Origin of the sequence: Nostoc sp. (genome assembly GCF_036917395.1) — a bacterium.
Lineage (GTDB): Bacteria > Cyanobacteriota > Cyanobacteriia > Cyanobacteriales > Nostocaceae > Nostoc.
The window spans coordinates 56,824-70,455 of the sequence record NZ_JBALDI010000048.1 but is presented as its reverse complement, the minus strand read 5'-3'; the positions used below and the strand labels follow the sequence as shown (position 1 = coordinate 70,455).

The 13,632-nt window shown below is 42.2% G+C and carries 12 protein-coding genes; 3 read left to right on the top strand and 9 right to left on the bottom strand.

Translation table 11 applies throughout. From position 1 onward, the window contains the following. Nucleotides 1–261: 261 nt before the first annotated feature. From V7K46_RS17230 to V7K46_RS17220, 3 genes are all read right to left on the bottom strand, one after another. The gene (locus V7K46_RS17230) at nucleotides 262–984 is read right to left on the bottom strand and encodes a cyanoexosortase B system-associated protein (protein WP_335115157.1); all 723 of its coding nucleotides are present in this window, start codon (nucleotides 982–984) and stop codon (nucleotides 262–264) included. A 146-nt stretch (nucleotides 985–1,130) separates the two neighbouring features. Next, nucleotides 1,131–2,024, bottom strand: coding sequence for a cyanoexosortase B (gene crtB, locus V7K46_RS17225; RefSeq protein ID WP_335115155.1), 894 nt, complete (start codon nucleotides 2,022–2,024; stop codon nucleotides 1,131–1,133). 63 nt (nucleotides 2,025–2,087) lie between these two features. Continuing rightward, the gene (locus tag V7K46_RS17220) at nucleotides 2,088–3,272 is read right to left on the bottom strand and encodes a DegT/DnrJ/EryC1/StrS family aminotransferase (RefSeq protein WP_335115153.1); all 1,185 of its coding nucleotides are present in this window, start codon (nucleotides 3,270–3,272) and stop codon (nucleotides 2,088–2,090) included. Between the two features lie 561 nt (nucleotides 3,273–3,833). Here V7K46_RS17220 and V7K46_RS17215 point away from each other — a divergent pair. Beyond that, a complete protein-coding gene (locus tag V7K46_RS17215) occupies nucleotides 3,834–5,387 on the top strand; it encodes a GAF domain-containing sensor histidine kinase (RefSeq protein WP_335115151.1) in 1,554 nt (517 codons plus the stop codon). 304 nt (nucleotides 5,388–5,691) lie between these two features. After that, on the top strand, nucleotides 5,692–7,110 hold the full coding sequence (locus V7K46_RS17210) for an IctB family putative bicarbonate transporter (RefSeq protein ID WP_335115149.1): 1,419 nt from the start codon (nucleotides 5,692–5,694) through the stop codon (nucleotides 7,108–7,110). Between the two features lie 70 nt (nucleotides 7,111–7,180). Here the strand turns inward: V7K46_RS17210 and V7K46_RS17205 are convergent, their stop codons facing one another. Next, complete coding sequence (locus V7K46_RS17205; RefSeq protein ID WP_334797180.1) at nucleotides 7,181–7,459, bottom strand: WGxxGxxG family protein; 279 nt, start codon at nucleotides 7,457–7,459, stop codon at nucleotides 7,181–7,183. A gap of 180 nt (nucleotides 7,460–7,639) precedes the next feature. Continuing rightward, nucleotides 7,640–8,107, bottom strand: coding sequence for an SsrA-binding protein SmpB (gene smpB, locus V7K46_RS17200; protein ID WP_335115146.1), 468 nt, complete (start codon nucleotides 8,105–8,107; stop codon nucleotides 7,640–7,642). Nucleotides 8,108–9,023: 916 nt separating this feature from the next. On the opposite strand from smpB, the gene V7K46_RS17195 reads away from it, so the two are divergent. Next, nucleotides 9,024–9,707, top strand: coding sequence for a response regulator transcription factor (locus V7K46_RS17195; protein WP_335115144.1), 684 nt, complete (start codon nucleotides 9,024–9,026; stop codon nucleotides 9,705–9,707). 68 nt (nucleotides 9,708–9,775) lie between these two features. Here V7K46_RS17195 and V7K46_RS17190 read toward each other — a convergent pair whose 3' ends face one another. From V7K46_RS17190 to murC, 4 genes are all read right to left on the bottom strand, one after another. Next, nucleotides 9,776–10,279, bottom strand: coding sequence for a low molecular weight protein-tyrosine-phosphatase (locus V7K46_RS17190; protein WP_335115142.1), 504 nt, complete (start codon nucleotides 10,277–10,279; stop codon nucleotides 9,776–9,778). Nucleotides 10,280–10,341: 62 nt separating this feature from the next. Then, entirely contained in the window at nucleotides 10,342–10,689 is a 348-nt protein-coding gene (locus tag V7K46_RS17185) for a YbaB/EbfC family nucleoid-associated protein (RefSeq protein ID WP_334690743.1), read from the bottom strand. Between the two features lie 186 nt (nucleotides 10,690–10,875). Continuing rightward, nucleotides 10,876–11,874: a UDP-N-acetylmuramate dehydrogenase gene (murB, locus tag V7K46_RS17180; RefSeq protein ID WP_335115140.1), complete on the bottom strand. Its 999-nt coding sequence runs from the start codon at nucleotides 11,872–11,874 to the stop codon at nucleotides 10,876–10,878. Between the two features lie 124 nt (nucleotides 11,875–11,998). After that, entirely contained in the window at nucleotides 11,999–13,462 is a 1,464-nt protein-coding gene (gene murC / locus V7K46_RS17175) for a UDP-N-acetylmuramate--L-alanine ligase (protein WP_335115138.1), read from the bottom strand. Nucleotides 13,463–13,632 lie beyond the last annotated feature (170 nt).

The following is a 13,632-nucleotide window of genomic DNA, read 5'->3' as shown; positions in this document are numbered from 1 at the left end:
ATATTTTAGCCGAGTTTCAGCCTGAAGGCAATTATAGAGATACTCATGACAATACCTTCGCCAAAAAAAGAGTATGAAGAGATAGGGCTGATGTAGTAGAGTTGTTGTCTTCCAAAACGACAACTCAAAAACCACAAACAGTCGATGTTTGACATCGTAATTTACATTTAATCTCCAAGTTGCGTTGTGATTCAGCATCATATCTGCTTTATCAAAACCCGGAACCGCAGCGTCGTCACCGCAAATATGGTGTAACATACTTTACAAAAAACCTGCCATCAATACAGCTTGCACTGTTTCTCCAATAGACTGGGCTAAAGACCAAGATGTTTCTACCTGCCCTAAAGGTTCCATTGGAATTATAATACTCACGCCCACCCAAGGAGTACGTTGCTTATGCCACTGTGCCAATTGATCTGCTAAGAACCAGTGTAAAGGTGATGGATTTCCGCCGTCTGGCATAGCGTACCATTGCAAGACAGCGAAGGTTTGCTGTGGTGTGGAGGCGCGAAAGAACCTAGCTTCTACTTGAGTTTCCACATTAGAAGCCAACTTTGTAGGCGGTTTGACAGTAAATTTCGCAGAACGAGATTGAGCTACATCCCACTTTCCCCAGCGTGACCTTCCCCAGCCGTTAACGTCTGTCCACTCTACCTCTGGTTGATCTGTAGGTCCATTTTGCGGCAGCAAAAGTAGGATTGCCTGAGATTGGGAACCTTCTTTTTTAATTACCTGCAAAGACCATTTATGTTCGCCAATTTGCTGTTGTGCTTGTTCAATAGTTTGCCAACCAGGAAGGGCTAACCCAGTCTTGCGGATCTGTTTTAACTCGTTGAGGGTACTAACAGGTGGCGGTTGTTTCCATTGCCAGTGTCCTGTCAGGTATCCGGGAACCCCTCCCATTGCCAACAGCAGTAGCAATAACAAAAGTGCTGCTACCTGACTCAATTGGTTTTCTTTGAAAAACTTGGAGAAGGAAATCATCAGTAAAATTTATAATACTTAGGCAAAATTTTACTTTATAAAATCACATCTGAGTTCAGTAATATTTATAAGTAGAGAAGAAGCAGGGGAGCAGAGGAAGAACTATTGATTATTAACCGATGCCCCATGCCCAATGCCCCATGCTTCTAACTTTCTCCTTCTTGCTGAGTTTCTAGAGATGTTGAAAAATAGCTATTAATCCAATTTAGTAAGGGCACTAATGACACCAGCATACAAGCAGAGTAGAGGTCACCACCCCAACCCTCATGTAGCCATTTAAAAGCCGCTTCTTGACCTGTGCCGTGAAAGAAAGTCAGTAAAGTATTACGAATGATATTGGCAGTAGTACTAACGATCGCAGCAATAGATAAAAACGATATACTTGTGCGGCGTGAAGACAAAGCGTCTGTCCAATAAAGCAGCATCAAGCCTACGTAGAGAGTAGTAAACAACATTTTCAGCCCTGCACAATACGGGGCAACCTCCACAATCCGTCCTCCCACGTAGAGATTTATCTCATCTACGGTTACTTGCATACCAAATTGATTCAGTATGAAGCCTGCTGTGCCAGCGATGAAGCTTTGGAGAGGCATGGTATAGGGAGCAATGAGATAGGGTACTGCTGTTGGAGTTGCCAAAAATACTAGTAGCAGGGGGAATCCTTGCGATCGCAAACCTGGTATTCCCTTAAACCACAAGCATAATCCTGCCAGTATAACGGGCAAGGAAAGGTTAACCCACTCTGTAACACCGCTCAGATAAAACACTGCTCCTAATAACAATAAAACAGCGCCCAAAGGATGGATGGTATCTGGTAAACGTGTCCACTTTTTCCGGTTCATCCAGCCCAGATAAGCAGCAAATGGTAAACCAATAATCCCGTGACTGAAATATTCGTGTTCTGTACTGATATTTTTGTGCAGCCAACCATCCAACCAGTGGAGCAATATAGGAGCATAAAGCAGCAGCAAAACGCCTAAAATAGCTAGATTTAACAAGCCTGACGCGTTTCTGTTTTTAACCTGTTGCTGGAGTGCCATGATTTTCAGTAATTCAAAAACTGTCAGTAATCAGTGGTCAGATTTTTTGCCATTGAATTAACTTTAGGCTACCACGCTGCCAAGGTCAGCAGGGGATGGATTATTTGCCTTAGAACTCGTTGAGACTGCATTGGCGATCGCTGCAACAACTTCTTTGACTTGGCTACTGCTCAAACCAGGATACATCGGTAATGATAATATTTGCTTTGACAGTTTTTCTGCTTGAGGAAAATCTCCAGGCTGATAGCCTAAGTTGGTGAATGCTGGCTGGAGATGACAGGGAATTGGGTAGTGAATGCCAGTTTGAATTCCTACTGCTGTTAGTTTTTCCTGGAGTAGCTGGCGTTCTATTGGGCAAGAATCATCAATTTTAATCACATAAAGATGATAAACGTGTCCTGTAGCACTTTGATTTTCCATAGGGATAATGCCAGCAGTTGCTAAGGATGCTAGTTCCTGATCATACTGCTGGGCAACAGTCAGGCGATCGCGATTCCACTGTGGCAAATATGGTAGTTTCTCGTGCAATACCGCTGCTTGTAAAGTATCCAGACGGCTATTTGTACCTGCTTCAGTATGAAAATACTTTTGCGATGCCCCATAATTTCGCAAGCGCCTCATCTTTTCGGCTACATCTGAATTTCGTGTCAGCAGCATTCCCCCATCCCCAAATGCTCCTAAATTTTTGCTGGGATAGAAACTAAAAGCTGCTGCTATTCCTACTGAACCAGCCTGATATCCGTCTCTTTCGGCGAGGTGTGCTTGTGCTGCATCTTCAAAAATTAGTAATTTATAGGTATCGGCAAAGTTTAATAGTTCGCGTGGTGATACCATCTGACCATAGAGATGCACAGGGATAATTGCTTTGGTACGAGGCGTAATTGCCTTTGCTGCTTTTCTTAAGTCAATTAAAGCTGTTTTGCGATCGCAATCTACCAGAATTGGCTTCGCACCAGCCCGTTGTACCCCAATCAAGGTTGCTATAAAAGTGTTTGCTGGTAAAATCACTTCATCGCCAGCACCAATATTACAGGCTTGCAATCCGAGAGCGATCGCATCTGTTCCTGATGCAACACCAACTCCATATTCAACCCCAGACACTGCCGCAAATGCTGCTTCAAAATCTGACAGGGCTTGCCCTAAAATAAAATCTCCCTGTTCCAATACAGATTGGATTGCATATTGCAATTGCGTTTGAATTGGTTCGTGTTGTAACTTCAGATTTACAAAAGGAACTCTAATAGTCATTTTCTTCATTACCAGTTGCCCTTAAAAAAATGTTCCTCACATGGAAAAAATAGAAAACCCTGCACAGTTTCCAGGATGAAATTGTAATAGGTTTAATCTATTGGATAGAGACTTATATTAACTATTTAGGATTGTCAGCCATCAGTGCTAGCTGTTATCAGTAAAAATGGCTATAAAAATTACATAAATACATTTTGTATAAGTAAATTTACTTTTAATATGCCAGGCAGAATTTTTCCTTCTGTACATAAAAAATGACAACACCTTTGTATTATATCCCTAGCATTAGGTTACCCTGGCTGAATCCAAATCTAACGCAGTCTGATTGCAAAATCTCAAGCAATAAAGACTACACCAGTGCTAAATAAAGAACATTCAGCATCAGTAGGTAGGAAGTTGTAGATACCACGTCACCGACTTAATGGAAGGGATAAAAAATTTTTGCCCCAAATTTGTTTGTCAGAGGCAAAATTAGGGAATGCTTAAAAATAGCAATTGATAACCCAGAAATAGGGCTTATATCAATTACAGTATCGAGAAATTATTAAGGTAGCAGTGGCAATGATAGAGCCTGAAAACAAATTATTTGCCCTAAAGGATGGTTGGGATTCTCATGAATCAAGAGAACAACAACGCCTCAAAGCTTTGTCAGATTTAGGTTTGCGACAACCAGAAACGATTCCGGTTTTTGAAGAAGCCACACAAACTGCTGCCCACTTTTTGGAAGCACCAATTTCCATATTGGGATTTGTAGATCAAGAACGTCACTGGTTCAAGTCGGCGGTGGGCTTATCTAGGCTGGGACTAATGAACCATTTGGCACAAAGCCGCCAACTGTCACGTCAGGAATCCTTTTGCACTCAGGTAGTAGAGAGTTTGCAAATATTTGTAACCAATGATACACACAACCTTATAGATCCAGCACTTGCTAGCAGTAAGTTGGTGCAGGATTATGGTATTCGTGCTTACTTAGGAGTGCCACTGATTGATGCTGAGGGACATTGTTTGGGTGCATTAGAGGTGATGGATTTAGTGCCGCGCAATTTTACAAACCGAGACATTGAGTTTTTACAAATCATAGCTCGTTGGAGCATGAGTGAATTTGAACGTAACCGACTCCTGCAAGGGAAACTCGAATCAAGCACTCCCAAGAGCGCTCCGATATTTTCACTCAATGACGAACGTAACGCTGAGATTAAAATCACCCCACGCACTAAAGATAGCGACTCTATTTCTACCAAGCAGCTGAAACTGGAACTTTTGGCTCAACTAACTCACGAGTTACGCACACCCTTAACATCTGTACTTGGTATGGCTAGTGTTTTAGGACGTGAGATTTATGGGCCTTTAATGCCTAAACAGAGAGAATATTTAGAAATTATCCAACACAGTGGTCGCTACTTACTTTCCCTAGTAAACGAAATTACCGAACTAGGAGCTATGGATGAAAACTCAACTGTGCTGAATCTGGCTCCTGTGGATATCGAAATGCTGTGTCAACAAGCTATCAATACCCTAGAAGAAGCGGCTAATCGCCGTGAGCAAGATATTCGCCTCTCTATAGAACCGGGACGCAATCGCATTTTGCCTTTAGATAAAGACAAGGTGCGGCAAATCCTCTACCACCTGGTTTTCAGTGTGATTCAACTTTCGGCTACAGGTAGCATTGTTCGCATTCATGTCTCTTACAAGGAAGATACGCTCAACATTACTATTTGGGTTTCCCATCCCTGGCTAGGGGACGGGATCACTGAGGTTGATCCCTACTTCCGTCTCAATTCTTTGTCGTTGCTGGAGTTGACAGGTGAAGTAGCAACTTACAATACTCGAAGAGAAAGCCAGGAGCAACCAGATATTTCATCAGTAGCAGTGGACAATTCAAAAAATTTGAGTGATTCCCACGCAAATTTATTTGCTGCTAGTTCGGGTATAAATTTAGCTAAATCACATGGAAGTCTTTCTCGTGAAAGCTTGGGTCTATTGCTAAGTTGTCAATTGGCAGAATTGCATAGTGGACATATTTTAATTCAAGGTTCACCAGAATCAGGATATCGTTATGTGCTTTGTTTGCCATTGCAACTGGCGACTTCCTCACAAGCAATTAGCGATGTCTGATTACAGCCAGTAGGGAATATCTTACAGGTGATAGGGGATAGGAAAAGATAAATTCATACTTTAGTTGTGTACTATGTACGTGAAGGGTTAATCAACAGTAGTTAAAAAGCTAACAATTACTGACATTTATTCACTTTCGCATTAGAGAAAAGCAGGGAGCTTAAAATTATAGGTGGTAGCTGATACCCATGAGTAAGAGCATCATCACTAAATTGCAATCTAGATTATTACCTTTTTATAGCCATACGCATTATGATCAATTCCAAGTTCTGCGTCGGCAGGCTAATTGATCGCAATGTTTTTTATGAATTTAGTCTGGCAACGATTTACTTTATCATCTTTACCGCTCAAAGAATATCTTGCTAGCAGTTACGTACACCGTTCTCTGGTGGGACTGTTAAGTTCTTGGCGGCAAACCAGCGTCTTGATTCAGTGGGGAGATGCGATCGCAGCGGCTTTACTGAGTTTAGTATATGCGCTTGCACCTTTTGCTTCGAGTACATTGGTAGGCTTGTTGCTGGTAGCTTGTGTGGTATTTTGGCTGTTGTTGACTTTATCTGATGAAGCAACACCAACAAATGTCTCGTCAGTTACTCCCATTCACCTGCTGGTATTGTTCTACTGGGGAATTGCCGCAGTCGCAACAGCATTATCACCAGTGAAAAAGGCGGCACTTAACGACTTAGCAACGTTGACCTTGTATTTGCTACTATTTGCCCTTTGTGCCAGGGTACTGAGGTCACCTCGCCTCCGGTCTTGGATTATCATCCTTTACCTACACGTATCGTTAATTGTCAGTGTATATGGATTGCGGCAATGGTTTTTTGGAGCCACAGCACTGGCAACTTGGGTTGATCCAGAATCTCCTCTGTCTAAGACTACCAGAGTCTACAGTTATTTAGGCAATCCCAACTTATTGGCTGGATACCTCCTACCAGCAGTAATTTTTAGCTTAGTAGCAATTTTTGCATGGCAAAGCTGGCTCAAAAAAGCATTGGCATTAACAATGTTAATTGTCAATACTGCCTGCCTGATCCTCACTTTTAGTCGTGGCGGTTGGATTGGACTAGTGGTGGCAGTTTTGGCTGTGATGGCATTGCTAGTTTATTGGAAAAGCGTAGAAATGCCTCGTTTTTGGCGTACTTGGTCACTACCGATTGTCTTAGGAAGTTTAATCGGCGTATTAATACTAGCAGTGATATTTGTAGAGCCAGTCCGCCTGCGAGTATTCAGTATTTTTGCCGACCGTCAAGATAGCAGTAATAATTTTCGCCGAAATGTGTGGGATGCTGTCTTTGAGATGATTCGCGATCGCCCGATTTTCGGCATTGGCCCTGGTCACAACTCTTTTAATCAAGTTTATCCCCTCTACCAACGCCCTCGTTACACTGCTTTAAGTGCCTATTCGATTTTGTTTGAAGTGACTGTAGAAACTGGCTTTGTTGGTTTAGCTTGCTTTCTCTGGCTAATAATTGTCACATTTAATACGGCATTACTACAAGTGCGACGATTGCGACGATTGAGAAGTGGAGAGGGATTTTGGTTAATTGGGGCGATCGCTATTTTGTTGGGTATGCTAGCTCACGGCACCGTAGATACTGTTTGGTATCGTCCTGAAGTCAATACTCTCTGGTGGCTCATCGTTGCCTTAATTGCCAGCTATTGGACACCTTTAGCTCAAAACAAGATAAGTTCAACTAACTCAGAACCAGCAATAAACTAACATCAATAAGTTGTCAGTTGTTGTCTTACTGAACAACTGACAACTTTTAAATTTTGAATTGTCTAATTGTCTAATCTCTGTAGGTAGTGGCACTTGGGGCATTAGGGTCGCGATAAGCAGTCGGTTGAGGATCGCGCTTTTTGCCAGCCAACCCAGCTAGACCAAATAAACCAATCAATCCTAGCCAACCCCAATTAGAATCGTTGCGCTCATTAGTGGTCGTTGTTGGAGCAGTAGTGGCCCCGGAGTCATTAGTTGTCTGAGCTTGTGCAGATAGAGTTAAGGGTAAAATTCCCATACTCAAGCTGAGAACGCCAGCTCCAACAAATGTAATGAAATTACTTTTCATAAATCTGAAAATTCCTGATGCCATCCGAAGTTACTCACCACTGTATCGAGTCTCAACCTTAACAAAATCAATCTGCGGCTATAAACTAGGCATTTTCAGAACTCACGCTGTAGACATACAACATAATTTTCACAGCAATCAGTTTCTCACTCTTACTGTGGTAATTAAGCAAACCGATCCTCAATAGCTTTTCATAGCCCGTTGAATGTCACGCTGGTCTTGGCGTCGTTTCAGGTCTTCTCGCTTATCGTGGAGCTTTTTACCTTTGCCAAGGGCTATACTCACTTTTACCCAGCCTCGTTTGAGATACATTTTCAAAGGGATTAAAGTTAAACCCTGCTGTTCGACTTTGCCAATTAGCTTGCGGAGTTCTTGGCGATGCAGCAGCAGCTTGCGTGTACGGCGTGGTTCATGATTAAAATATTGTCCACTAGCGTTGTAAGGTGAGATATGCACATTGATCAACCATGCTTCGCCATTGCGAAGTAAAGCATAGCCATCTTGGAGATTGACTTTACCCGCACGAATCGACTTCACCTCTGTTCCTGTCAACTCAATTCCAACTTCGTAAGTTTCCAGAATTTCATACAAATAACGGGCTTGGCGGTTGTCGCAAATAACTTTGTAACCTTCGTTGTTGTCGCTCATTGATAATTTTGTGTGCTTTAAATGTACGTGAACTACCTACACTTCTTTTAACGATTCACTAGAATATTCAATATAAGCCAAGTCCTCCTTGATAACAGGAAGCTGTTTTTTCTGAGAGGAGAAATTGGGATTATTCCTCAGTTCTGGTAAGAGCAAACAAGGCGACAAGCATTGACACTCTTGCAGTTATTTCCCCACCAATCAAATTTTTCACCTAGTTTCTTGTTGTACCAGTATCGTCAAACTTACAACTAACTATTCAGTTCTAGTTTTTGATTGGTATTCTAGTAAGCGCCATACTGGTAATTCAGTAACATCCTAGCTTTTGTTTTTAGGCAGTGTTGGCATTTTAGACAGAGGGTAATTATAGCAGAGTTACCAAAAATATTATAAAAAAATATTTGGATTGGCTTGTAAAATATAGGGTATATCTTATAACTGCTATAAATGCTGAAACTGTATATAACTAATTTAACTTTTCTAACTTCGTAATTAAAAGTTTTCTGGCAACTTTAAGTTACCTGGAGCCAATAATCATTAGTGATTAGCTAAAAACTAATCACAAAGGATAAAGGATAAAAGATATTTATACTTACTTCGCTTTGATAAAATTATTAATTATGTCAATATTAATTTACACTATAGTGAGTATTTGCTCTGCCTTATTGATGAATTGTTACAAATTACAAACCTTTCTGTGCCTACCCAGCACAGTAAGTCAAAGGTGAGTTATAATTTGTAACCTTATTCCTAAAGATTTAAGATTTCCTTTATAAATCAACTCTAAAGGCATTCATTAGCTGGTAATACTGTCATAGTATGAAACATAAGAACACTATTCTTGCCTGTGTTCACTGATGGAGTACGTAGAAGAAAATAAATTTATAAGTAAAAAAATGCTAGGGGTGTATTGTCCATGCCCTTGACGATCCTTGTAGTGGATGATGATTTGGGCACTCGTCTGTATATTAGCGACTATCTTGAACTGTCTGGCTACTCGGTGATTACAGCTAATAACGGTCAAGAGGCTTTGGCTATGGTGGATGAGTATCATCCGGATTTGATTGTCACGGATATCGCCATGCCACAGATGAATGGCTACGAACTAGTGCGCCGGGTGCGTCAACAACCAGTATTTCGGTTATTGCCTGTAATTTTATTAACAGCCCGAACTAAGACCCAGGAAAGAATTATGGGCTACCAGTCAGGCTGCGATTTATACTTACCCAAACCTTTTGAACTGGAAGAGTTAGCAGCAGCAATCCGTAATCTTTTAGAGCGATCGCAAATCATTCAATCAGAGTACCGCTTTTCTCATAAAGATAGTTTGGGCCTTTCCACCTCGACCAAAGCGGTGGACGCCCATAATTCTTTGTCCACTCAAATTCAGAAATCCCACTTGCACTCATCTCTAACTCATAGAGAACAGCAAGTCCTAGAGTTATTGACTCATGGTCTTTCTAATGCCGAGATGGGTCATCAGCTATATCTGAGTCCTCGAACAGTGGAAAAGTATGTCAGCAGTTTATTGAGAAAAACTTCAACTAGCAACCGAGCAGAATTAGTACGTTTTGCGATTAAGCATGGTCTGGTGGAATAAAAAAGTGAGGAGTTAGAAGTGAGGAGTGAGGAATTAAAACTCCTAACTCCTAACTCCTAATTCCTAACTCATAACTCATAACTCGTAACTTTTGTAAGCAGACCTTCACAAGCATCGATCAGTAAATCAATAACTTGATTAAATCCCTGTTGACCACCGTAATAGGGATCTGGAACTTCCTTTAGAGTGTGTCGAGAGCAAAACTCGCACATCAAACGCACTTTATACTGATATTGTTTAGTTTGATCAAGAGTGAGAATGTTCTCATAATTTTCTTGATCCATCGCCAAAATCAAATCAAAGTCTTGAAAGTCTGACTCTTGAAACTGGCGGGATCGACCACGCAGTTTAATTCCCAACTTTGTAGCAGCCGCAGCACTCATGCGTCTGTCAGGTGGGCTACCAATGTGATAACTAGACGTACCAGCAGAGTCACAAAGGATGCGGACACCTTTGGGATCGGCACAGCCATCGCTCAAGCCAGCCTGCTCAATTAGATGATTCATAATGTTTTCTGCCGATGGCGATCGGCAGATGTTACCTAAGCAGACAAATAGCAACTTGTAAGCCATAGATATTTTTTGCCCTTTGTCAAAAGTCAAAAGTCATTAGACCAATGACCAATGACTTTTGACTAAAATCCAGGAAGTTCCAGTCCACTGGTCAATTCTTCCATACGTTCCCGCATTGTTGCAGTGGACTTGGTGTAGGCTTCTTTCATTGCCACTGTCACCAGATCAGAAAGTACTTCTGCACCTTCGGTTAAAGCATCTGGAGAAATTTCCACCCGCTTGGGTTCTTGATTACCACTGACAATCACCTTCACCAGACCACCGCCAGATTCTCCTTGAATCTCCATTTGCTCCAATTCTTCTTGAAGTCGCTTTGCGCCTTCTTGAACTTGCTGTGCTTTCTTAAAAGCTTCGGCCAGTTCCTTCATTTTTCCTAAGCCAAAGCCGAATCCCTGTCCTTTTCCTGTCATAATTAGTTGTACGCTTATACGTTGAATAACAAATCAAATTCAATTATAGATGCGGTAAGTAATTTACCTCTTTTTTTACCAATAATTAATGCATCCTAGCATTGGGCATTGGGCATTGGTTACACCTCATCTCCCTCATCTTTCCAGTTTCAAATCCCCAACGCTCCATTTCCGAGATTGAAAGTTTCAACAAGCAGCTTGAAACTCTCCGAGCATTTTGACTTCTGGCTCTAACCGAATAGACCAACGTTCTTGTACCTGATGTTGGATGTGACTAATGAGACAGAAAATGTCACTAGCTTTTGCCCCACCACGGTTAACGATAAAATTAGCATGGAGTAGTGCTACTTGTGCTCCACCAATTTGGTAGCCTTTGAGACCAGTTTGTTCAATTAACCAGCCTGCTGTGTAAGGTTTGGGATTGCGGAATACACTGCCACAACTGGGGAAGTTGTATGGTTGGGTGCTCAACCGATGCTTTTTGTGTTGTTTGGTGATTGCCACAACTTTTGCTGGCTCGGCACCTGGCGCGAGTTGTAAGGTGGCTTGGGTAACTATGCGATCGCCACCTTGCAATAATGAAGTCCGGTAACTATAACTTAACTCTTCCGGGGTAATAGTTTCCAGCGTCCCATCGGGTGAAAGTACCTGGGCACTAACTAACATATCTGCGATACAGCTATTATGTGCCCCGGCATTCATCACCACGGCACCTCCTGCTGTTCCAGGGATACCAACAGCCCATTCCAATCCTTCCCACCCTAATTCTGCTGCCGCCAATGCCAAGCTGGGAATTGATTCTCCAGCAGCAACGGTTAATTGACCTGTCTGGGGGTCAAAGTTGCTGAAGCGGAGATGACGAGTAGCAATGACTAAACCTGATATACCGCGATCGCTCACTAGCAAGTTAGAACCTGCTCCCAGTGTTGTCACCTTTAAATCACGTTCTTTTGCGTATTTAAGACTTGCTTGCAGTGCTTCTAAGTTTCGGGGGGCAACGTACAAATCGGCAGCTCCCCCAACCCTATAGGAAGTAAACGCTGACAAGGAAGCCTGGGACTTAATCACACAATCAGTACTGGGTAAGTAAATTACTTCACTCTCCACCGAATTAGTTGTTTGGTGTTTCTTTGTATTCAAAGCAGAAACTGTGCAGACGTTTCCAGCTGCCTGGGAAATGGTCATCTTTACTTTGTTTTGGTAAAATTTTTACATTTATTTACCGCAAAGATACGGTAATAGAGTTAACCTATGAAACCGTTGCTAGAGGGGCGCTTTGCTCAGAAATAAAACTTCGCAAAGTTTCCACTTAAGATGTGGCTTTAGCAGGCTCGCAAAGTGTTGTAATTACTTCAGGAATCACCTGGTTCAAGTTCCCAGCCCCCAAAAACAGCGCTAAGTCTCCTCGGCGTAGTGTTTGCAGCAAGTACTCACACACTGTGGGTAAAGTTGGTTGATAAACAACAGGAGAATGCTGTTTAGCAATTTCCGCCGCTAGATGTTCACCACTAATTTGCCCTAAATTTGGTTCGCCTGCACTGTAAATATCAGTCAGTACAACCAAATCAGCATGGGTAAAGGACTCGGCAAATTCTTTTAAAAAGGTCAGTGTCCGGCTATAGCGATGGGGTTGGAAGATGGCAACCACTCTTTGCCCTGGTCTTGCCTGTAAGCGTGCTGCGGCCAGAGTAGCACGAATCTCGCTGGGGTGATGAGCATAGTCATCAATGAAGGTAATACCATCAACTTCACCTCGGAACTCAAAGCGTCGTCTTGCTCCTTCAAAGGTGGCGATGCCTTTGGCAATTGCTCCAAATTCTAAGCCCAACGCCCGACCAACAGCCACTGCTGCTAGAGCATTACTGAGATTGTGCCGACTGAGCAGCCGCAACTTCAATACGCCCAAAGCTTTGCCTCTTTCCCAAACTAAAGCCGTGGTGCCATCAGCACGATAATCAATATTAGTCACGGTGTAGTCAGCATCGGTATCTGAGTATAAGCTGTAGCTGATTGTGGGTTGCAAGCGATCGCGCACTGTAGTACAGTCAATGCTACCTATTAATGTTTTACAACCCTTAGCAAATGTCTGGAAGATGTCAATGACTTCTTCTAATGTATCGTAATGGTCAGGATGATCGAGTTCAATATTGGTGATGATGCCAATTTCTGGAGCGTGTTTTACCAAAGAACCATCAGATTCATCTGCTTCGGCCACCAAATATTGGCTTTGTCCCAATCGAGCATTACCGGACCATGCATTGACTTCGCCACCCACTAAAATTGTTGGATCTAGACCAGCTTCCAGAAGCATATAACCAATCATGCTACTAGTTGTAGTTTTGCCGTGTGTTCCTGCCACTGCAATACTGTAGTAATCGGAAATTAAGGCGGCTAGTACATCTGAACGATGTAAAATTGGACAACCTAATTCCAGCGCTGCTTTGTATTCTAAATTATTCGTGTTAATTGCTGTTGAACAAATGACTTGAGGTAGTTTTGACTTAGTAGCAGTAGGTAATTGTTCTTGTGAATTTAGTACTACTGCATTAGCCAATACTTGAGGGCGAAAGAATTCGAGATTGCTTGCCTCTTGTCTACCAAAAATATGAGCACCAATAGATTCCAATTTGTGCGTAATGTGGTTGGGACGAAGATCCGAACCTGATACTGGAAATTGACGCTTAGTGAGAACGTATGCCAGAGCAGACATACCTATGCCACCGATGCCAATGAAATGAAATGGTCTACCACTAAAATCTACAGAATTAGTCATTTATTGCTCCTCTTACACCACACCACACCATAATCACAAATGACACGCGTATCATAACAGTAATTTGATTTTTACCGTAACTGCTCCTATCTCATGTTCATGTTTAATGCCCAGATGATGTTTCTGCTCTGGTTTTGCTGGTTCAGAATGATTTTACCTTGGTTGGAGGT